The sequence below is a fragment of the Ruegeria sp. AD9 genome (genome assembly GCF_056542305.1).
The window spans coordinates 1-21,500 of sequence record NZ_JBQFZP010000029.1; the positions used below are offsets into that span (position 1 = coordinate 1).

General features: G+C 53.4%; 18 protein-coding genes and 2 pseudogenes. 6 read left to right on the forward strand and 14 right to left on the reverse strand.

What is annotated here, in order from left to right:
- Positions 1-88: 88 nt before the first annotated feature.
- Positions 89-480: pseudogene (locus ACR0AM_RS20630) on the forward strand (integrase core domain-containing protein); the annotation flags it as partial.
- Between the two features lie 46 nt (positions 481-526).
- Here ACR0AM_RS20630 and ACR0AM_RS20635 read toward each other — a convergent pair.
- The 7 genes from ACR0AM_RS20635 to ACR0AM_RS20665 form a co-directional block, all read right to left on the reverse strand.
- Positions 527-928: an HGGxSTG domain-containing protein gene (locus tag ACR0AM_RS20635; protein WP_480623892.1), complete on the reverse strand. Its 402-nt coding sequence runs from the start codon at positions 926-928 to the stop codon at positions 527-529.
- 70 nt (positions 929-998) lie between these two features.
- The gene (locus ACR0AM_RS20640; RefSeq protein ID WP_209598110.1) at positions 999-1,610 is read right to left on the reverse strand and encodes a hypothetical protein; all 612 of its coding nucleotides are present in this window, start codon (positions 1,608-1,610) and stop codon (positions 999-1,001) included.
- On the reverse strand, positions 1,607-2,341 hold the full coding sequence (locus tag ACR0AM_RS20645; RefSeq protein WP_209598109.1) for a DUF1376 domain-containing protein: 735 nt from the start codon (positions 2,339-2,341) through the stop codon (positions 1,607-1,609). The genes ACR0AM_RS20640 and ACR0AM_RS20645 overlap by 4 nt, the downstream gene beginning before the upstream one ends.
- Positions 2,342-2,458: 117 nt before the next feature.
- Positions 2,459-2,665 (reverse strand): helix-turn-helix transcriptional regulator, encoded by a 207-nt coding sequence (locus ACR0AM_RS20650; protein ID WP_170780027.1) that lies wholly within the window; start codon positions 2,663-2,665, stop codon positions 2,459-2,461.
- 213 nt (positions 2,666-2,878) lie between these two features.
- Entirely contained in the window at positions 2,879-3,700 is an 822-nt protein-coding gene (locus ACR0AM_RS20655) for a tyrosine-type recombinase/integrase (RefSeq protein ID WP_348540394.1), read from the reverse strand.
- Between the two features lie 265 nt (positions 3,701-3,965).
- A complete protein-coding gene (locus tag ACR0AM_RS20660; protein WP_209508050.1) occupies positions 3,966-4,373 on the reverse strand; it encodes a universal stress protein in 408 nt (135 codons plus the stop codon).
- A gap of 57 nt (positions 4,374-4,430) precedes the next feature.
- Positions 4,431-4,880: a phasin family protein gene (locus ACR0AM_RS20665; protein ID WP_209508048.1), complete on the reverse strand. Its 450-nt coding sequence runs from the start codon at positions 4,878-4,880 to the stop codon at positions 4,431-4,433.
- 200 nt (positions 4,881-5,080) lie between these two features.
- On the opposite strand from ACR0AM_RS20665, the gene ACR0AM_RS20670 reads away from it, so the two are divergent.
- Complete coding sequence (locus ACR0AM_RS20670) at positions 5,081-6,238, forward strand: cation:proton antiporter (protein WP_209598108.1); 1,158 nt, start codon at positions 5,081-5,083, stop codon at positions 6,236-6,238.
- 15 nt (positions 6,239-6,253) lie between these two features.
- Here ACR0AM_RS20670 and ACR0AM_RS20675 read toward each other — a convergent pair whose 3' ends face one another.
- From ACR0AM_RS20675 to ACR0AM_RS20690, 4 genes and pseudogenes are all read right to left on the reverse strand, one after another.
- Positions 6,254-6,661, reverse strand: a complete 408-nt coding sequence (locus ACR0AM_RS20675) for a c-type cytochrome (protein WP_209508044.1) — start codon at positions 6,659-6,661, stop codon at positions 6,254-6,256.
- Positions 6,662-6,745: 84 nt separating this feature from the next.
- Positions 6,746-7,628: pseudogene (locus ACR0AM_RS20680) on the reverse strand (integrase core domain-containing protein).
- Between the two features lie 53 nt (positions 7,629-7,681).
- Positions 7,682-7,819 (reverse strand): hypothetical protein, encoded by a 138-nt coding sequence (locus tag ACR0AM_RS20685; RefSeq protein WP_209508041.1) that lies wholly within the window; start codon positions 7,817-7,819, stop codon positions 7,682-7,684.
- A gap of 804 nt (positions 7,820-8,623) precedes the next feature.
- Positions 8,624-9,208 carry an Hsp20/alpha crystallin family protein gene (locus ACR0AM_RS20690; protein WP_209508039.1) on the reverse strand — a complete coding sequence of 195 codons (585 nt, stop codon included), beginning with the start codon at positions 9,206-9,208 and terminating at the stop codon, positions 8,624-8,626.
- Between the two features lie 697 nt (positions 9,209-9,905).
- Between ACR0AM_RS20690 and ACR0AM_RS20695 the strand changes: the two genes are divergently transcribed.
- A complete protein-coding gene (locus ACR0AM_RS20695) occupies positions 9,906-10,427 on the forward strand; it encodes a flavodoxin domain-containing protein (protein WP_209508037.1) in 522 nt (173 codons plus the stop codon).
- 123 nt (positions 10,428-10,550) lie between these two features.
- On the opposite strand, the gene ACR0AM_RS20700 is transcribed toward ACR0AM_RS20695, so the two are convergent.
- Positions 10,551-11,396 (reverse strand): universal stress protein, encoded by an 846-nt coding sequence (locus tag ACR0AM_RS20700; RefSeq protein ID WP_209508035.1) that lies wholly within the window; start codon positions 11,394-11,396, stop codon positions 10,551-10,553.
- A 544-nt stretch (positions 11,397-11,940) separates the two neighbouring features.
- Here ACR0AM_RS20700 and ACR0AM_RS20705 point away from each other — a divergent pair.
- From ACR0AM_RS20705 to ACR0AM_RS20715, 3 genes are all read left to right on the forward strand, one after another.
- On the forward strand, positions 11,941-15,282 hold the full coding sequence (locus ACR0AM_RS20705; RefSeq protein WP_480623893.1) for an adenylate/guanylate cyclase domain-containing protein: 3,342 nt from the start codon (positions 11,941-11,943) through the stop codon (positions 15,280-15,282).
- 291 nt (positions 15,283-15,573) lie between these two features.
- Entirely contained in the window at positions 15,574-17,496 is a 1,923-nt protein-coding gene (locus ACR0AM_RS20710) for a DUF3604 domain-containing protein (protein ID WP_209598106.1), read from the forward strand.
- Positions 17,497-17,859: 363 nt separating this feature from the next.
- Positions 17,860-18,708, forward strand: coding sequence for an ankyrin repeat domain-containing protein (locus ACR0AM_RS20715; protein WP_209598105.1), 849 nt, complete (start codon positions 17,860-17,862; stop codon positions 18,706-18,708).
- A gap of 132 nt (positions 18,709-18,840) precedes the next feature.
- Here ACR0AM_RS20715 and ACR0AM_RS20720 read toward each other — a convergent pair whose 3' ends face one another.
- Together ACR0AM_RS20720 and ACR0AM_RS20725 are read right to left on the reverse strand one after the other, a co-directional pair.
- Positions 18,841-19,614: a class I SAM-dependent methyltransferase gene (locus tag ACR0AM_RS20720; RefSeq protein WP_209599388.1), complete on the reverse strand. Its 774-nt coding sequence runs from the start codon at positions 19,612-19,614 to the stop codon at positions 18,841-18,843.
- 32 nt (positions 19,615-19,646) lie between these two features.
- Positions 19,647-20,831 (reverse strand): tyrosine-type recombinase/integrase, encoded by a 1,185-nt coding sequence (locus tag ACR0AM_RS20725; protein WP_209599416.1) that lies wholly within the window; start codon positions 20,829-20,831, stop codon positions 19,647-19,649.
- Between the last annotated feature and the right edge of the window lie 669 nt (positions 20,832-21,500).

Below are 21,500 nucleotides of genomic sequence, written 5' to 3' on the forward strand. Positions count from 1 at the left end.
GAGAACCGGCTATGATCACCTGCTGCGCTATTTGAGGGCTGCGCAGGAAATCATAGCCTCTGCATTAACATCATTCCGAAGGTGTTATGGGACGGAGTTCACCAGTCGCGCGATCCTGAAATGGGCCAACGACAACGAAGTCGAATGGCACTACATCGATCCTGGTAAGCCTCAGCAGAATGCTTCATCGAGTCATTCAATAGCAGCCTGCGCGATGAACTTCTGAACAAGGAGATGTTCGACAGTCTGGATGACTCCCGCCGCAAATTGGCGCTCTGGCGACACGACTACAACAACGTCAGACCGCACTCATCTCTCGGAAACCAAACGCCCGCAGAAGCGCGCCGGACACTTGAGCAATTTGAGCGTGCTGAGAATAATTGCATCCTAACCCTTCGCAAATCTCAAGGCCACGCTCGAAGCCATCGCAACTGGTCACCCCAAAAACAAGATCGACGATCTGCTCTCGTGGATCTTTAAGCCGTCAAGCTGAAAACACAATGACCTGCAGTCGCCGCTTACGGTTCTACGGACTCTTTGCGAAAACTCTATGTTTGCCCTTCGGACCAGTACTAAGCCCACCATGCAATCGGCAGCGCCGTTTGCCAGGAACGACTAGGGCCTGACATTGGCCGCCGTTACGTGTTTTTGCGCCGCACGTTGGACGCTCTGACTTAGGCAGTGGTTCTCCACTATCGTTCAAGCCCAGTTCAGCCATCCGCTTGCAGTCTACGCCTTGGCACTGTGAGCAATCCCTCTGGTAGTTTCTGTGTTTGTGCGCTTCCGCAGGGCAAGGCCGCCAACGTGACAGAAGCGCGCGCCAGTCTATGGGGTCGCCTTGACAGCGCACACGGAATTTCTTCTCAAAATTGGTCGGTCGCCCCATCAAAAAACCACAGCAATTGTTAACATACTCTGCAAACCCCATGATGCGCGTGAGGCGACGGGTTTACCGCCCATCGCCTTGCTTCCCACAATGGCAGGTGTTTCCACTGAGTTCATTCTGAACTATCCCAATCGTATCGAATTGACTGCAGTGAATTGGTGGAGGGGAGAGTTTGGGGCTTAGATTCCGCGTGCGCTGCCTTCTCAGCGGCTTCTTGACGTTTGATCATTTCTGTCTCCATCTGGTTTGCCTTTTGCTCGCCATAGACCTCTTTGACGTTTGAGTACCAAGCCATACGAAGGTTGCGGAGCGTGTCCGGCTTCATCAGTCCGCGAGACTTCATTTCAACACAAATGGCGCCAAACAGGCAGCCTTCATCAACAGCTTCGCCTGCCTTGATTCGGTCGGCGTAAACCTTAAGAGTGTCAATCTCGTCGCCCTGCGCGGGGCGGTGGGTCGTGGTCCCCTGCACCAACTGAGCCGCAGACTTTATTTCGAAGGCCGTGGGCCAAGCGCGTGTTTTGGCGTCCTCGTCCAACTGCTGTTGGAACTTCGGCCACCAATCCTCGTAACCACTGCGAGGCGCAAACTTACCAACTGTGATTGCCAGCGACTTCATTTCTTCGCTCTGGGCCTTTCCATTCCCGGCCAGATGCCGGGGCATAGAGCGCCGTTCAAGCAGATCCTTGAGCTTGGATTTCAAGAAATTCTCACGATGGTTCATTTGTGGCCTCCAAAACTGACACCGTTCATGAGCGCATCAAGGTCGGGCTTGGTTGAGGTATTGGTTTTAAGGGCGGCGGTGATCCAAGAGACTGGCTCTGTCACACCCATTCGGCTTGCGTCCCGAAGCGCATTAAATGTGGCCGCGTCGCCGGATTGCTTGCGCCACATCCCAATAAGAGTGCGCGCTTTCGGCTCAGGAGTTCCGTATTTGCCAAGGAAGGCAACACCTCTGTCGAAGACTTCTTTTGTGAAATCGACTGTGTCGGCAAACGCCGATACGTAAGTATCGGAATTATTTGGGTTGTTGGGTTGTTGGGTAGGTTGCTCCGCGGAAGGATCCACGGTTGCTATCGTATCTTTACTTTTCAGAGGCTTATCTGGATTCTGACCCTTTTTTCGGTTTGACTGTCGCGCAACCTGTTGTTCAACGTAAGCGGCTTCTTTCCGTAACCTCCGGGAAACCAGCATGCCGCCGTCGACTTTAAGGAACTCCCTGATGACCGATCCGATACGCGATTTCCAGAGGCGGGAAGACACCCTGGAGACCGCCGCAAGGCGGCGGTCATCATCAGGGAAATCACATGTTTCGCGAACCCACATCGCCATGAGAATAAGCATGTAGGCGCCAACTTCATCGGCTGCGAGGTGTTGTGTATCACGTTGGAATGCGTCTACCCAAAGTGGGCAGGGACGTTTTGTGCGGGCACGTTTGGCGTTGAAATTACTCATCTTAAGTAACCTTCCGCAGCTTTCCAAGTTCCCCTGGGCTTACAGCGTCACAAGTGATGTTAGCTATTGTCGATGTATCGAAGCGATCGACCATAATGGATCCTCCACTGCGCGCGATTAGCATATGTCGCCATCGCGTAGAGCGCGGAGGTGGGAATCGATTTCTTCCTCGATCCACAACAAACGGCCACCGAGTTTGACGGGTTTGGGAAGCCGCTCTGCAGCTAGGTCGGCATAAATGGATGAACGAGAACGGTTCCCGAGCTTCTCGCGAAGTTCCATTAGGGTCAGGTATTTTGCGGAAGTCGCCGTGAATGTGCTCATTGTGACAGTCGTCCTTTCTTACTCGGGACGAAAGCCAGAATGATCGCAAACGGCCGCTCGTCCCACCAATGGGTGCCCCCGTGTCGGGGAAGACGAGCTGCACATCTTGCGCAGCAACAGTTCCAATGTTAGCGGACTAATTGGTGCAATTCAATATGTAGCTGTTTAGATTTGCTCAGCCACTGTATTTAGAGTGGTCCAGGCTAGCGTTAATTACTGTGTTGAGACGCAAGACACGACTTCCCTAGTTCCACCGCACACGTAGCTCGCCCATTGGTCGCTCAACAACCCACGCTGCTCAAGAAAATCTGTGCGTCTGTAAGCTCGAACGACACCAGAGTCAGTTACGTGTCCCAGCATTGCTTCCGCTACTTCGTGAGGTGCGTCGGTGGCTTCAGCCAGCCAGTCGCGAAGACTGCTGCGGAAGCCATGCGGGCGGGCGTCCAATTTGCGACGCTCCATCATCCTTGAGAGCGTCATATCGGAGATCACGCCCTGCCGTGTATTCGGAAAAAGGAAACCATTTCTGGAATGCGGTAGGGCAAGGTCGATAACGCGTTGCGCTTCCTGCGAAAGCGGCACACGGAAATCACTTGTTGCCCCTTTTCGACCTTTCATGGCCTCACCGGGTATAGTCCAAACGTCTCCCTTAATCTGTTCGAGCTTGAGAAACCGCAAAGGTTTTGAACGAACGCCTGTCAAGATCAGCAGCCTCATTGCAAAGTTCGAGATAGACGGTTCCGCTAAGCTTGAGTAGAAAGCAGGGACATCGCTCCACAGCATTGCTGGGATATGTTTCGGCTTGTGACGTGACTTTCCCAACAACGCTTTGGCTTTTTCTGTTGCCTGAAGGTCAACGTCCAATCCAAGCGCGGCCGCGTGGCGAAAGACAATGTTTAGCCGGTTCATTGCTTTGCGCGCTGTGTCGGCTTTTGTGTGCCAGATTGGGGCCAGGGTGTCGCGAATGTCACCACTAGTATTCATTATCTTTATGATTTTTATAAAAAATCCATATAGAAGTTTGATTTTGTCCACCTAAATATCCACCCATTCGGCCACGGGTGCGCACAATTCCTCGTTCGGTTCAACAGTCGATCCCCTGCTGAGGGGGGCTTACGGCAGATGGCTACAGTGAAGCCCACAAACACACCGGTCTAGCTGACGCTGCCGTCGAAGCGCGGACCACCACAGGAAAAATTCTACGTCAGGAGCGGAAATTCGTCTCCTGAATTGCCGCTCAGTGACAATCAAGACGAAGAAAGAGGCCATTCGATCAAGATCTCTCACCGCAAGGTTTGGTTCAGCGAATTACGTGAACCGAGCACCTGGCGTGATGCACGACTCTGTTCGCAGTGGAACCTAAAAATATGTCCTCAAAACCAGGCTTGTGCGAAACCAAGACGATGCAATCCGCGTCGCTCTCATTTGCGAAGTCTACAATAGCCCTACCCGCGTGCCCAGAGATGAGCCGAGCCTTCGCGCCTGGAATTTCAGAAGCAGTTTGATGCAGGTTTTCCAGGATTTCATGCCGCGTATTGGCAAGTACTTCGCTGGGAATCTGAGACCCTACATACGCCGGAATTGGCTCTTGGACGTGTATCACAGTGAATACAGCGTCCGCATCAGCCAATTGGCGCGCGGCTTCAAACGACGCTTGTGTGTCGTATTCTTGGTCCAGAGCAACCGGGATCAGGATATTCTTGTACATTTGACCTCCTATCTACTGCTCCAATGATTCCAGTTTGGTTCCTCGGCAGCAGGAAACCTACACAGGCTCAGACTTTGAAGATTTCCCCGCGCCCTTTGTAGCGGCTACAACATCATCAACTGTTTTCTCAACAGCTTCAGCTTCGGTTTCAGCGACATAAGATGCACAACGGGACACGGTTTCGAACCATTCCTGAGCGTCAGCAACCAACCGCTCCGCCGAATGGCGCTGCCACTCCGCCATGCTCTGAAAGGCTTTAGAAGGATCGGACGGGTTCGCGGAAGACACATTGCGTGCAGCTTTTAGAGCCGTCCGGACCGCCTCATGACGCCGTTCGAACCAATGCTGCGCAAAGGCCTCGGTTTCTTCGAGCAATTTCTCTTGCGCGTCCCAAAATTGTTCGATCTGGGCACCAAAGGCCGGATTGCCAGAAATGGGCGGCTGCATTTGCTTGAAAACATCCAAAAGTGAGGTCGGGCTATTTGTGTTAGATTTCTTTGTCGGCATCGAAAATTCCTCCTCATTCCCTGAATGGGTTATTGTGCCACCTGCGGCGCGCTTTCGCCTTAATACAGATCAATATCCCTTATTTTTAGGACCTTCGGCTAAAGATGCGACGGGACACTCGCAATCTCTCCGACATCGGTTCCTAGCAGGCCGGGTTGGAGTTAGAGTAGTCTAGACAAGAACTTAACGCGCGGTTTTCTATGCACATTGCCGGCTTTCTGATTACCCTTGGTGTCCTTTTCCTTGCCGGATTGGCGGCCGATCAACTTGGCCGAGCCACGCATCTTCCTCGTGTTACAACCTTACTGTTCCTCGGCCTGATTGCCGGGAACGCAGGATTCGGGGTGATCCCGGTCGACGTTGCCAAGTGGTTCGATGAGATCTCCATTGTTGCCTTGACGATGGTCGCGTTTCTTCTTGGAGGATCTTTGACCCGCAAAAACCTGGTTCGGCATGGCCGAGCCATTCTGACGATTTCGATTTCAATCGTGGTTGCAACCCTTGTTATTGTGTCGGTTGGACTGACCTCAATTGGCGTACCGTTCGGGTTGGCGTTGGTGCTGGCGGCAATTGGCACGGCTACAGCTCCGGCCGCCATTGCAGACGTGATCAAACAATCTGGGGTGTCCAACAGCTTTACCGAAACATTAAAGGGCGTAGTCGCAATTGATGACGCTTGGGGTCTGATCGTTTTCAGCATCGCCTTGGTTCTGGCCGGTCATTCGGTTGGTTGGGCCACCGTCACGACCACAGCGATGTGGGACTTCGGAGGGGCGATACTATTGGGTACCGCACTGGGCGTGCCATCCGCTTACCTGACAGGCCGCTTGAAACCCGGAGAACCCATGCAGGCAGAAGCAGTGGGCATAGTCTTTCTGACAGCGGGCCTCGCGCTTTGGCTGGAGGTTTCATTCTTGGTAGCAGGCATGGTTGCGGGCGCGGTTATCGGAAATCTTGCGCGCCATCACGACCGTGCTTTTCATGAGATCGAGCACATTCAGTGGCCGTTCATGATTCTGTTCTTTCTGCTGGCTGGCGCCACGTTGGACATTGAAGCCTTCGGCTTGATGGGCTGGGCTGGTGCACTTTTTCTGTTTTTGCGCGCCGTGGCCCGCCTTGTCGGAGGTTACTGCGGAGCAAAACTGGGCGGCCTGCCTCGCCGTCAGACCCGCTGGTACGGTCCCGCTTTGTTGCCACAGGCCGGTGTTGCGGTCGGAATGGCCCTTGTAGCTGGAGAGCAATTTCCGCATTGGGCCGCGTCGATCATGGCCTTTACTCTGGCCAGTACTGTGGCCTTCGAGGTGTTGGGGCCGCCGTTGACTCTCATGTCGATCAGACGCACGGCGGATACCGACTAGCGGATTGGTCAGCGGCTATTCAGACTGGATCGATTCAAGAAAAGCGAGCAAATTCGCCAACGGCAGGCCAACCATCATAGGTTGCCCATTGGGCAAAGCCACCGCGATTTGCTGGTCTGTCTCAAACACCGCGCCAAAGATTGGCATTTCGCCCCCATGAGCGAGCAATTGTGAACGACCATCAATCTGTTCAGCTATGCGAACTATCGGAAACACACCGTCGTTTTCGCCCGCCAATTTGGTAAGGTCGGGTGTTCGAATAGCCAACATTTCGGCCATTGGCCCGTCTCCGGTCGCTTCGAAACCGTGACATTGCCAGCAATACGTCCGGTACAAATCACTTCCCTCACTGAGGCGGACCTCCTGCGCTAGTGCAGGCCCCGTGACTAACAGTGCCAGTAAAATGCCTCGATAAACCTGCATATTCTCCTCCTGTCCGTCGTCAGGGATTTTGGGACAGATGGCCGGCTGAGCTAAGAGAGGATCTGGCGCATCTGTTTGGTTTGATTATGCGGCGGATTTGCGGTGAAGCAAGCGCCGGGTTTCGATTGTCTTCCGTTTGATCCTTTCTCGTTGTTTCAGAATGGTGTGGCCGCGCTCGAAGTAGACATCGGCCGGGGTGAGGTTTTGCAGGCTCTCATGATAGCGCCGGTGGTTGTAGTGATCGACGAAAGCATCGATCTGCTGCCTGAGATCACCGGGCAGGTAGTAGTTTTCCAGCAAGATACGGTTCTTCAAGGTCTGGTGCCAGCGCTCGATCTTTCCCTGAGTTTGCGGATAGTATGGCGCCCCTCGGACATGACCCGTGATGGCTTGGGACTACGATCCTCAAGCGCCTCAGGACCACCCGACAGATACCGGTCATACCAGCGATAGAAGGTGGACTTCGGGATGCTCAGCTTTTCCAAAGTGCGCTTGGTCGGGAGATGCGAACCTTCGACGAGGCGGATGATCTCCAGTTTTCGGATGCAGCCCTCTCATCGCTGCAAGCAGCGACTGCCGGGTGACAGATACCTCATTCGTCGTCGCCCCCATCCGCGATCATGCTTTTTTTGAGCAACCGCAGTTCAAGAGCCTGTTCGGCAACCACTTCCTTCAGATCGCGTGCCTCGCGGCGCAGATCTTTGACCTCGGTCGATGTCGCTGCACGGGCCGTATCACCCGCCAGGCGCTTCTTCCCAGCTTCGAGGAACTCCTTGGACCAACTGTAAAACAGGCTCTGGGCAATACCCTCGCGACGGCATAGCTCCGCAATGCTGTCCTCCCCCTTCAGGCCGTCCAGCACGATCCTAAACTTCTCTTCTGCTGAATACTGTTTGCGCGTCGCGCGGCGGATGTCCTTGACGATCTTTTCGCCATGGCTCTTGCGTGTTCCGGGTTTCTGTCTCATCTCCACTCCTTGGCGGTTACGAAGAGCCAGAAACCCTCTCTTATCAAATCGACCTAAACTGTCCCATTGGTGCTGACGTCAGACAGCAACGAAGCCAGTTCATCAGGCGTAAGTGCATCTTCTCGCGTCTGGGCGAGCATAACCGCGACCGCTTCGATCTTACGGGACTCCTGTTCGATAATATCCGCCAAGCGCCGGTCGTTCTAGTAAAGCAGGTACCCAATCCCCGCGATCACAAGAAGCGTTGCAAGAACTGTTATCCTGAACAGTATCGTGGTCTGAGACGCAAGCCGCCGTCCACTATCGCGCAGGGCACCAGACATCTTTTTAGCAAAAGGTCGGCGGCTCGCTCGGGCGTAGGCATATGCGTCACTAAAGATATCTTCGACCGTATGGTGCGCGGGAAATGAGTGATCGCACAACCTGTATCGAGACATAGGGCTCGTTTCGCCAAACTCGATCATGTCGCCATGATTAAGAGACGCCGATGAGGCTTTTTGTCCGTATACCCATATATTGCGCCCTGCTGACGTGGTTATTGTGTAACCCTCGTCAACCCACTGTAGGGTCGCAATATCGTTATCATGCGGAGGCAGGTTGCCTTTAGGTCGAAGGCTTAACACCCTGCCATCGTCAACAGAAACGGTCTGAGCTTTATCGACCAGCCAATTCACGTTTCTGCGCGATGGTCCGGTCAGGCTCTCCAGAAAGGCCCGAACCTCACCTTCACCAGCATGTCCTGAGGGTGTAATGCTACTCGCTTCTGGTTTTGCATTAAGGCCCCCTATCCAAACGCGTGAGGGCATTCTACCACGCTGCAACACCAAACCCATGGCCTGGTGCGAATGTACAAAAAACGCATTTATATAAACACTTGCAATGTCTGCCCGGATTCAACCGAAAAACATCTTTCAGGCCGCAGCTCAAAGAAGGCCAATCAATGATCGACCCTCTGCTTTGGCATTTTCAAGCTTCGTATCGAGCCAGCTGACCGTCTATTTCGACGATACCTTGATCTTACGGCTTGGATCCTGAGGCTCAGTCTTCGGCATTTCGATATGTAGAACGCCTTTGTCGAATGTTGCTGAAATCTTGTCGATTTCCACAGTGTCTGGTAGCGACATGGCTCTGGAAAAGCTGCCATAGCTTCTTTCGCTGACACGCAGGTCGCCCGTTTCATCATGCGCAATCTTCTTCTGACCGCGCAGGATTAGTCTACGATCCTTGATTTCAATTTCCACGTCATCCTCTTCCAGCCCTGGCAATTCAGCCGTCAGGACAATCGCAGAATCCGTTTCTTGGACATCGATTGCCGGTGAAATCGCCCCCGTCATATCGAGAGACGGAAAACCCGTGCGTTGCGCAGCCGTTTCCATCGGCAGGAAGGGTGATCCTCCCCCCAAAAAACGCGACATCAACGTTTCCATTTCACGCCGAAAGTTGTCGGAGAGCGGATGCGTTCCAGTGAAAAGTTGCGGGGACTTTTTGTCTTCTAGCATTTTTTGAGCCTCCTCCTTTGGTCTGATTTCGCGCGCAACATTATGGCAGAAAACGCGGTCAAGGACCTTGATCTTGCGCAAGCATACAACCTCATCCGTCGCCAGATCGCTCGCACCGGTTGAACGAACAGAAACGGGAACCGTCGTCCAACAGACTTGCCAGGTCGTGCTGGAGTTAACACCAATCTCAGTAGTCTTGATCGGAACCCCAGGTCAGCTTAGCGTTTATTCTAAGTGAGCCCGAGTTGCCTACCTTTAGCGCAGTGGAGCAAAACCGTATGAAATGGCCTTATCTGGCGCTGATTTACGTTTTGCTGATCTTGGCTCCCTTGGGTTTTTCTTGGTCTCTGGGATGGCCACCGCGATCATTTCATCAAGAGCTCGCGTCTGGGCTTGGAATGCTTGCGTTTTCAATAATCTTAGTCGAGTTCCTACTGTCTGGCCGGTTCAGGTTCATCTCTTCCAGCTTAGGTATGGATGTGACTATGCGGGTGCATCAGTTTTACAATTTTCACCGCTGCCTTGACCTTTTCCTTAAGATAGCAAAACGGACCATTTGGCCTTGCTAGTTTCAAAATTGTCAGCCGAAACAAGCAAGTTCTCTTGGAAATAGCTGTCGTCGCGAACTTCCTCAAAATCATTCTCCGCTTGGACAGCAATTACGTACCACAACTATCCCGATATGTTGCCAAGAAACGCCTTTGATGGAGATCAAGGGCAACGCTCGCCACTTTCTCATAATAAAAAATCTATTCAGGCCGATTTTGGGAGGATCGGAATGACCGTACTCATCGCCTTCGCTACCGTCGAAGGCCACACAGCAAAGATTGCGCGTTTCATCTGTAATGTCGCGAAGAATGCCGGTTTCAAAACAAACCTGATCAATACCGATGATTTCTCTGGCCACGTATCGCTTGACGGTGTGGTCAAGGTTGTTCTTCTGGCCCCTGTCCACGAACGTAGGCACCCCGAGTCATTCGAGGCTTTTGTCACTTCAAATAGAGATGCCCTGACTAAACGAAAGTCTCTCGTGCTTTCCGTTGGTCTAAAAGCTTCTTTCGCGTCAGGTCGAGAAGAAGCACGCGACTATCTCAACGAAATGTTTATGCGAACAGGTTTTGAACCGAATGCGACGGCGTTGATCGCAGGCGCGGTGAGGCCCGAGAACTACGGGTATTTTGAGAGGGAGGTCCTTAAGCACGTTGTCTTGCTCGGTCGAAAAATCGATCCACAAGATGGGGCTCGGGAATTTACTGACTGGGACGAACTGACGTCAATTGTAATAGATTTCCTTGGCTGAAACAGTCGGGCAAACCAGCATCAATCTCAAGCGATTCCCTAATAACAACTGGCTGCTCCCGCATTTGCAGGTGAACATTTTTAGCTATGGCTCCCAGCAAATCACAGTCGCCGGTTCGTTTAATCAGTGTCCGAAAAGCACTGGCAACCTCGTCTGCTCTAACATTGCTTGCGTCGTTCCCCCAAAAACTGACTCACGCAAATGAGAATGCCCATAAGCGCCCATAGCAACGAGGTCGGCCCCCAATTCTCTTGCGCGTTCTTGAATGCAGTGTTCGATCGAAGCCCCACTACATGGGAACTGCGACACGGTCGCGTTGCAACCGTGATGGCTGAGCCATCCAGCAATGTCAGTTCCGGGCACTTGATCTTTTACGTCATCAGGCGACGGCAAATCAAAACACCCAATCACAACTTCGTTGGCCGCCAGAAAATAGGGTAAAGCTAAATGCGCAGCCCTAGACGAAGGCAGGCTATCATTCCATGCCAAAAAAATGCAGTCGCGTTGGGCAAACGGATCTCCATTGATCATCAGGGGGACCGGCGAATGAAACAACACTCCGCACGCGATCTTGTGAAATAAATCGGGGTCTTTTCGCAACTCAGCGTCTAGAAAAGCGATATCAGAGCAATTTGCTTGTCCTGCCACAAGATGCTGTAACTCTGCTCCAGATCCCATAAAGGCGATCACATTTGCCGGTACGCCCTGCTCGACCAGAAACGCTTCAACTTCAGTGGCGCGGGACATCAAGGCGGCATTTTGCGCGTTAAGAACATCCAACCAGTTTGAGGGAAGACCCCCCTCAACGAACCTGTTTGATCCATACTTTAAGTAAGGCAGGTTAGGTAAAGCCGCGATCATTACACAAATCAAGTGGCCGTTCTGAATACGGGCAGTTTCAGCGCATTCCAAAATCGACGCGTCGTCAGCATCAACTCCTACATAATATGCCACTGTTCTGTGTTGCATTCCCGACCTCCGTCCGGAATTTCAATTCGCCCAAGAGCCATGCGCACTGATTAAACCAACAAATAGACGATGTTGTTAATCGCTCTTCTTACTTAGGCAGCATGAAGAACTCTTCCAGCACAATCTTGCCTTCTGCCACCGAATACACTGCGGTCCTGCGCAACGTGATACGGTCACCGGTAGTCTTCTCAAGCGCTTCAGCCCTGAATTACCATTGACTGTACCATTCCTTGCTCGTTCAAATCTTGACAAGGATCAATAAGCGTATCGATGGATACTGTGCAGCCGGTTCGAACCAGTCTCGGCTAGGCTCGTAGACTTGCCTTTTAGGCCGCACCAAATTCGCTCCACTCGGCGAGAGTGACGGTGCATATTAGCCAGAAGGCATCTCTGCTGGCTAGCAATCTTTCCTGGTTGAAGTGATTGGAGCCTCCGGCTAACCCGGTGCGGTTCAGAGTAAGCAGCGACAACTTTCTAAGTTATTGCTAGGGTCTCTTTGCAACGAGTGCCGTGAGCGCGAGTTAAAGGTTTTTGAGGGGCGCCGATGGTAGATCTGACTGAGTTTCTCGAGAGCTTGGCCCTTGGGCAGTATCTGAGTGTTTTCAACGATAACGATGTGGATTTCGAGACTCTGCACCATCTGACTGATGATGATCTGATCTCGTTGGGCCTTTCCCTTGGTCACCGGCGAAAATTGAGTGCCGCGCTCAATTTCTTGGAAACGAACGAAACCTCTGAAAAGAAACAGCCAAGAACTGAGCAGGAAGACGTGCTGGCCGAACGGCGGCAATTGACCGTTATGTTCTGCGATTTAGTGGGGTCGACCAAACTGTCTGCCCAACTCGACCCGGAAGATCTCCGTCGCCTCATGCAGCAGTATCATCACGCAGTTTCCCAAACGATAGTCGATCATGGTGGCCATGTGGCCAAGTTGCTGGGCGACGGGGTCCTCGCCTACTTCGGGTTTCCGGACGCGAAAGAAAATGACAGTGAAAACGCTGTTCGGGCGGCGCGAAATGTCGTCTCGAGTGTAAGCCAAGTCTCACCCGTCGGACCTGGCGCCCCGGACAGTCTGGAAGTCAGAATTGGGATTGCAACAGGCACGGTCGTGATCGGTGATATGACGGGTGCGTCAGTGACTGATTTTGACTCGGTCGTCGGTGAGACACCCAATTTGGCGGCCCGCCTCCAAACCCTGGCCGACCCCGGTTCAATCGTCATCTCGGCAGAAACTCACGCGTTGGTCGGAGATGTCTTCGATTACGAAGCGTTGGGCGCGCAACAAATCTCCGGTTTTTCCGATCCTCTGCCCGCATGGCGCGTTTTACACGAGAAGACAGGCACCAACCGGTTCGATGTGCTGCGCGGCGCCGACATTACTGACTTGGTGGGCAGATCAGAGGAAGCCGACCTGCTTCGGCGCCGATGGGCTTCGGTGGAGCAGGGAACCGGTTCCGTTGTTTTCATTTCGGGAGAAGCTGGAATTGGCAAATCAAGGCTTCTCAAAAGCCTGCGACGCGAAATTGTGAATGACGACATCACCCGACTGCAATTCCAGTGTTCGAATTTTCACAGGGGAACTGCTTTTGCGCCCGTTATCGGGTATTTTGAGCACGTGGCAGGGCTTGCCCACGACGACAACCCTGAAAGACGCTTGTCCAAGTTCAAGTCCGCGCTTGGTGAAAATCCAAACGAGATAATCGCGTCTCTCCTCCGTCTGAAAAACGCTCGCACGATGTCGGACATCGAACCTGATCCGGAATTGCGCCGGGAACATGTTCTGGTTGAGCTAATGGAAATGGTTGAGTTACGCAGCGCGAAGGGGCCCATGCTCATCGTGTTCGAAGATCTGCATTGGAGCGATGATTCAACACTGGAATTCGTCAATCGAGTTGTCGACGCTGCGTCCAGACTGCCGATTTTACTGGTCGTCACAGCACGTCCAGGTGTCGAAGTGGCTTGGACCAACGATCCGCATGTTTCATTCATGATGCTGAAGCGACTGGACCGGAAGGCGGTGCGAGCTCTTATTCAAGCGGTTACGCAAGATCGTTCGTTGCCCGCCGGCGTGCAAGACCAGATCGCGCAACGTACGGACGGTGTGCCTTTATTTATTGAGGAATTGACACGCTCGATACTTCATTCGGACTATCTGCGAGAGGATGGGGACCGCCTTGTGGTCGCGGGTGACATCCCTCAGCAAGCCATTCCCATGACGTTGCAAGAGACACTGATGGCGCGGCTGGACAGATTGTCGCCTGTCAAAGACGTTGCACAGCTTGGCGCAGTCATTGGTCGTCGTTTCACTGCCGATCTTATTCTGGTTGCTTATCAAGCCGATCAAGAAACACTTTTTTCGTCGCTAAGAACACTTGAACTGGAAGGGCTTCTGTCACGGCGCGGTTCGGGGTCCGAAGCCGTCTACGAATTTCGGCACGCCTTGATCCAGGAAGCCGCCTATGGGTCGCTTCTCAAGTCGCGACGGTCCGATTTGCACGAGCGTATCGGACGCCATCTCATGGAACATGCCGAATACAGTGATCCTGCGATGATCGCCTATCATTTGACGGAGGCTGGTCTGCGCCCGGAGGCGATCGATTTTTGGATAGCGGCGGGTGATCGATCCAATGAAACTGCTGGATTTGCCGAAGCACTTGAGAACTATTCGCGTGCTTTGGAACACTTGCGGGAGATTTCGGCGAGTGAAGCGCGCCACGCAAAGGAAATCGACGTCCTGCTTTCAATTGGACCGTGCCAGGTACAGGTGCTCGGCCCCGCCAGTGATGAAGTGTATGAAACTTACTTTACCGCCCTGCAGCTTGGCGATGATCACGGGGCGCCGGAGCAACGGTTCAAAGCACTCTGGGGCCTTTGGTTCTACTATTTCATGCTCGGCGCAGTGCCAAAGATGCACGACCTCGCAAATCGACTTATTCCACTGGCAAAGGAAATCGGGGACGAAGCGCTCGAATTGGAAGGTCACCACTGCGAGTGGGCTGCTCTGTCCTTGCTGGGCGATTTTGCCGGTGCGCTGACGTCTACGGAAAAAGGCATTGAGGCTTATGAAGAGGAAAAACATCATTGGATGACATTTCACTACGGTGGTCACGATCCGGGGCTTTGTGCCCACAGTCTGAAGGCAGTGAACTTGTGTGTTTTAGGGTATCCGGATCGCGCCAAGGAGATTGCGGATAAAGCGATCGGGCAGGCAATTCGCCTGAACCACGGCTATTCGCTTCTCGAAACGCTCTTCTGTTCGTTGATCGTCATGATGCTCAGATCGGAGTATGATGCGATCAATTCACAAGCCGGTCGCCTTATCGCGTTGACGGATGCCGGACGTTTACCGCCGGAGGCACGCGATCTGGCAAGTGGTTTTGTCGGCTGGGTGGAAACCGAAACTGGCTCCGAAACCGAGGGCCTGGCTCGTATGGAAAGGTCGATTTCCGGATGGCAGGGTTTCTGGGGAGCTTGGTGTTTTCCGTTGGACGCCGCCTTTGCGTTGGCGCTCGCCCAAAAGGGCAATGCCGAGGCTGCGCTGCAGATCGTTGAGACTGCGTCCGAGATGGGTGGAAATACGGGTGGTCATTGGTGGGATGCGGAATTTAACCGGATCCGCGGAAACATTCTTCTTTGCAAAGACGCGTCGGAGCATCACGCCGCGAAGGAGTGCTTCGAGAGAGCCAAGGCAGCAGCCCAAGCGCGGCAAGCGCGGCTTTTCGAGCTGCGGGCGGCGGTGGATCTCACGAAGTTGCGCCTGCAGTCCGGGGATCTGCAAGCTGCGCGCGACCATCTGGAGCCAATCCTGACAAAGTTCACGGAGGGAAGAGATTTGCCGGATTTTCTCAGAGCGAGAGAAATTCTGGATCGATGCAATTTGGAGTAAGGAAGTTGCAAACACATTTCGGCTCATTCACCTCCGAATGAGCGACCGGTTTGTCCCGCATTGCAGCCGTTCAATAAATTTGGCTGAAAGACCGCATTGAGCCCAAAGCCGAAGTCATGATCTTACTGTGTCTGTTTGCGCTAGATTAGGACCCGACATTTGCATTTTCGGCGCGAGTGTCCGCTTTTGATGCCAGATCCGAGTCAAAGGAATACAAAAAAATCACACTTCACTTAGCCTGGTGCGGGCATCCTGTGGTAAGCTTGATGCGGACCGAATGTGGGGGACACTATGAGATTACTTCTTTCGATAACGACAGCACTTTCCGTCTGCGGTACAGCAGCTCTGCCGTTCGAACCAACACCTGAGGGATCGAGCCTTAGCAAGGCTTTCCCCGGCAAGTCGTATTCTCCTTACGCCCAACGAGGCATACCCGACCGCCCGTTGTGGGGAGATACCCACCTGCACACTTCTACTTCTTTTGATGCGGGTGCCTTTGGCAACAGATTGGACGCCCGAGCCGCTTATCGCTTCGCCAAAGGACAGGAAGTGGAAGCCACGACAGGCTTCATGGCAAGGTTGTCGCGGCCGCTTGACTGGCTGGTGGTCGCCGACCATTCCGACAACATGGGTCTCTTCGATATGATCTACGCGCAGGACCCGGCCATCATGTCGGATCCCGAGGGCAACCGTATTGCTACCATGGTGGCGAATGGCGGGAATGAAGCAGTGGCTGCGGCGCTGGAACTGATCGACGCCTATTCGCGTGGTGAGGCCATTTCCCCGGTTCTTGCAGTCGAAGCGGGTTCAAAGCCTTTCCGCTCAGTCTGGCAGCGCCAGATCGAGGCTGCCGAAGAGGCTTATGAACCTGGCCTGTTTACCAGCTTCATAGGCTATGAATGGACCTCGCTCATTCAGGGCGGGAATATGCATCGCGTAGTGATCTACCGCGACGGAGGCGAAAAGGCCGGCATGGTCGACCCATTTACAACTGAAGCGCCAATGGGCTCTATCAACCCCCGAGACCTCTGGTCTTGGATGGCCAATTACGAAGAGCGCACGCGCGGCGACGTGCTGGCGCTGGCGCACAACGGGAATCTATCGAACGGCATCATGTTCCCCGAAACCGTTCAGTATGACGGCACCGAACTCGACGAGGAATATGTTGCGACCCGCGCGCTCCGGGAACCAATGTACGAGGCGACGCAGATCAAGGGGGACGGGGAAACACATCCCTTCCTCAGCCCCAACGACGAATTCGCAGACTACGAGACCTGGGACAAGGGCAACTTGAACCTGTCGGAACTGAAAACTGACGACATGCTGGCGGGCGAGTACGCGCGCGAGGCGCTGAAGACCGGCCTGAAGCTCGAAGCCCGGCTCGGCACCAACCCCTACAAGTTCGGCATGGTCGGATCGACCGACAGCCATACATCGCTCGCCACCGCACAGGAAGACAACTTCTTCGGCAAACACTCCGGTGCCGAACCGAACCCGCAACGGCCTGAGCACATCGTTGGCCAGTTCGGTGATGTGGCGATCCTTGGCTGGGAGATGGTCGCTTCGGGTCTAGCAGCGGTCTGGGCGACCGATAACACGCGAGAAGCGATTTTCGACGCGATGGAACGAAAGGAGGTCTACGCCACCACAGGTTCACGTATTGGCGTGCGTTTCTTCGGTGGATGGAACTATACGACGGATGATCTGACCTCGCGGACCCCCGCGACGGCGGGCTACGCAAAGGGTACGCCAATGGGAGGTGATCTGTCCGCGGCACCGGAAGGCGCGCAAGCGCCTACTTTCATGGTCTATGCCTTGAAGGACCCCATTGGTGGTAACCTCGATCGCATTCAGATCGTCAAGGGCTGGCTCGATGCCGATGGCGAGACACAGGAGAAAGTTTATGACGTTGTCTGGGCGGGGGACCGCGAGCCCGATGCGAACGGCAAGTTGCCCGCCATCGGATCGACCGTCGACGTGGAGCGCGCCACGTGGACGAACTCGATTGGTCAGGCAGAGATGGGTACGGTCTGGACTGACCCCGACTTCGATCCCTCGCAATCGGCTTTCTACTACGCCCGGGTCATTGAAATCCCGACACCACGATGGACGGTCTACGATGCCTTCCGAATGGGCGCGTCGCTGCCCGAAGAAGCGCCGACAGAGACGCAGGAGCGAGCTTATACGTCGCCAATCTGGTATACGCCCGGCTGATGACACTTGTTTTGCTCAGTTGGTTTCCTTGGGCCGTTTTTCTGTTACTTGAAGCGTCATCAGAGGGCTTGTAACGAGAGGTAACTTGTAACGACAGGTAAGTTGCAGTTTCCGCAGGTGGGTCGGTCCTCTCAGAGGAGTCGGGCACTCTAATTCAAGAGCGGTCATTCGCTTTCTTTCGTTGAAAGACCGCTCATGCGCGGGTTGCGTCGATTGTCGTTCGGCCGGTTTGTCCCGCATAGCGGTTATTTGGGGAAAATCGATCGATGTCCGAATTGCGGGACAAAGCGGCCACTCTTTGCAAGAAATGAAATTGACGACTAGTTGTGGTATTAAGGCTCCCACAACCGGGGGGATGCCGCAATGAACAGAACTTGGAAAACATTCCTCGCGGGGGTGGCTGCGCTATGCGCCACCATGTCGACAAGTTCCGCTGAAATGATCCACTTGATGGCTCGAAAAGGCGATGTCGCAAAAGTTATGTCAGAAATCGAAAAAGGAGTGCCGGTGGATCTGCCGAGCACCACAGGCGCTCGTTTTGAAGGTTCGTCACCACTCGTAGTAGCATCTCGGTTCGGTCGTACGGACGTGGTCGCGGCCCTGTTGGAGGCTGGGGCCGACCCAAACTACTCTCTTCCCAATGCTGAGTACGAAAAAACTTTTGCATACCCAATCCATGTTGCGTCAAGCAACGGACACACAGAAGTTGTTCGATTGCTTTTGGAAGCCGGTGCTGATCCAACTGTCGTGGATCCTTGGCTTGGGACAGCACTGCATTTCGCCTCGTTGCGTGGGCACGACGAAATCGTGACCATGCTATTGGATGCTGGCGTACCTACAAGTGCAAGTATCCCTAGTGTGAAGCACTTGATTGGTAATGCCGACAGGGGCCGAGGAAAAACTCTGGCAGGTGCCTGCAAAGCCTGTCACAGCCTGGAGAACAATGGGCAAGTTCAAGCCAATGAAGGTCCGCCACTTTGGGGAGTTCTCGGGCGCACCATTGGCTCGTACGATGGCTACGAGTACTCGACGGCTTTCTCAGCGACTTCAGGTGTCTGGGACTACGACAATCTCAACTCGTTTCTTGGGCGTCCACGAGAATACATTCCGGGAACAAAGATGGACTTAGATGGAGTTTGGTTTGATCAGGATCGCGCAGACTTGATTTCTTACCTCCGGACACTCGATGAAAACCCGGTCGCATTGCCTTAACAACCAATCGAAATTGAGCGTAGGATACGTGTTGGTGAGGTCAGAAGCAGCCATCAGAAAGAGCTCGTTGGGCGTCTGCTTTGCGGGACTTTGCTGCCGTTCGCTGTCGCTGCCCCAATGTCTGCTTGCCGATCAGGATGGTTTGCTGACGGAGAAACTAAATCGGCCAGTCGAGAAGAAATGCTCCCCAATTGCATTAAGTGCCGATTGTTCTTCTGCCCACGCCTGCAGTTCATCATCTGGAACAGTTTTTTGTCCCTTCACGTAGGCCACAATGAAGGGCACCATCCCTTCGCCATAGCAACCATCGTACCTGTCCGTATTTATGATTGAGAAATAGCTCACCTCATTGACAACCAAACCCGCGTTTCGAAGACGAGCGCCAAGCGTTCGCGGAAGTTTGCTGTCGGCGCAATGTGGTGCAAAAGCCTTGAGTACTTTGTCCATTCGATCCGGATACTCGCTGTGCCAACAGACACCTTCCCAGTCTGTCGCAAGGATCAGAGCACGTCCGCCGGGTTTGAGAACACGAAAAACTTCGCTGCAAAACTTCGCTACATCAGGCACATATTCAGCAACTTGGGTGCTAACGACCACATCGAAATAGCTGTCTTCAAATGGGAGTTCGGTCGCATCGGCGCAACGATAGCTTAGCCAGTCATGCTCACTTCGTTTCGTTGCGCGGTCGACCATCTGTTCCGAAATGTCGATGCCTACAACTTCACCACCGGGTCCTGTTTGATCCGCTATTTGAGCCGCAAGAAAGCCGGGGCCGCTTCCAATATCCAAGACCCGTTCGCCCTTTTGAACCGAAATCCTTTGAAGGGTGTCTTCTCTTTGAGAAACTACGTCCGGCCCAAGGTAAACCGCCTCTAGTCGCTCGGCTGCCGCGTCGTCGTATTCCATACCCATAGAGTGACCCCCTCAATGCCTGGCCGTCACGCTAGCTTCACGACATGACCTGCACCACCTGACAGAAAGTCCGCCCAACGTTCCGCCAGCACAGATCTCTGCTCAAGAAAATCTGTGCGTCTGTAAGCTCGAACGACACCAGAGTCGGTTGTATGTCCCAGCATTGCTTCCGCAACTTCGTGTGTCGCGTCGGTGGCTTCAGCCAGCCAGTCGCGCAGACTGCTGCGGAAGCCATGCGGGCGGGCCTCCAGTTTGCGACGTTCCATCATTCGTGACAGTGTCATATCAGAGATCACGCCCTGCCGTGTATTCGGAAAAAGGAAACCATTTCTGGAATGCGGTAGGGCAAGGTCGAGAACGCGTTGCGCTTCCTTCGAAAGCGGCACACGGAAATCACTTGTTGCCCCTTTTCGACCTTTCATGAGCTCACCGGGTATAGTCCAAACGTGCCCCTCAATCTGTTCTAGCCTGATAAAGCGCAAAGGTTTAGAGCGAACACCGGTTAGGATGAGAAACCTCATAGCGAGGTTCGTGAGCGAGGGTTCCTCTAAGCTTGAGTAGAAGGCAGGGACATCGCTCCACAGCATCGCTGGCATGTGTTTCGGCTTGTGACGTGACTTTCCCAACAACGCTTTGGCTTTTTCTGTTGCCTGAAGGTCAACGTCCAATCCAAGCGCGGCCGCATGGCGAAAGACAATGTTTAGCCGGTTCATTGCTTTGCGCGCTGTGTCGGCTTTTGTGTGCCAGATTGGGGCCAGGGTGTCGCGAATGTCGCGCTGGTCAATGTCTGTTATTGGCACCTTTCCAAGCTTGGGCAGTACATGCCCATTTAGCGGTGAGAGCCAACGCCCTGCTTTTCCATCGCCTTTGAGTTCAGCCTTTCGCGCTTCGAATGCATCTGCAGTCAGAACCGCAAGTGAAACATCTTCCCGCCGTGCCGCACGTGCCTCTGCTTCACGCTCCTTGACCGGATCACGGCCTTCCGCAGCAACCGTACGCCATCGCTGTGCAACACTTCGAGCACTTGCAAGAGAAAGAGTTGGATAGCCGCCTAAGCCCATTTCGCGCCTTCGGCCATGCACAGTCACACGAAGCATCCACTGCGCTCCACCGTCGTCTCGTTTAATAAACCAAAGCCCAGCTCCATCGCAGTGTTTACCGACCGGTGCAGATTTTACAAAGGAGGCTGAAAGTCTGTTCGTTGCCCGCATTTCTATCCACCCTAATATCCACCTTAACTTATTGGATAGCGCCAAACACGGCAAGACAAGCCTGGACAGTTAAACCAGTTAGAACGTTGTAACTGAATGGGAAACTGCACAAGAACGAACAATCTCAAACAGGTTGCATGTGCCGCCCCCGGGCACCATTTAACACGTTGATATAAATGGATATTTCAGCGTCTGCCGAGCAGCTTGTTCAAATATGGTAAGGTCTGATTTGTTCGTGTACCATTTCTGTACCATTTGACCTCATCTTAACGAGAGTTATGGCTTTGTAAAAAGCTTCCCGAGCCACAGCTTCTAGTTTTTTCAGCTAGGGCGACTGCGAGCTTTGGGTGAATTCTTTTTCTTCTTCGTCTAGTGCCGCTAAGGCAACGTTGCCGTTGGCAATAAGAAAAAGATGGGTCAACTCTCTATGCTATAAGTATTTCGGTAGTTTCTGAGATCTTTGCGTGACAATTCTGCAACGCCACTATTCTTGGAAATCCATGTCTCTCTTTGCATATAGCCTTGACTATCCTTGGAAGGAGAACCCTCTATCCTTTACTTAATAAAAACAAATACTTTGTCCGCCATCAGCACCCATGGAACAGACTAGGTTGATTGCGTAGCGGAGGATTTCAGGCTCATCGTAACCATCAGAGAGTGGAGATGAGA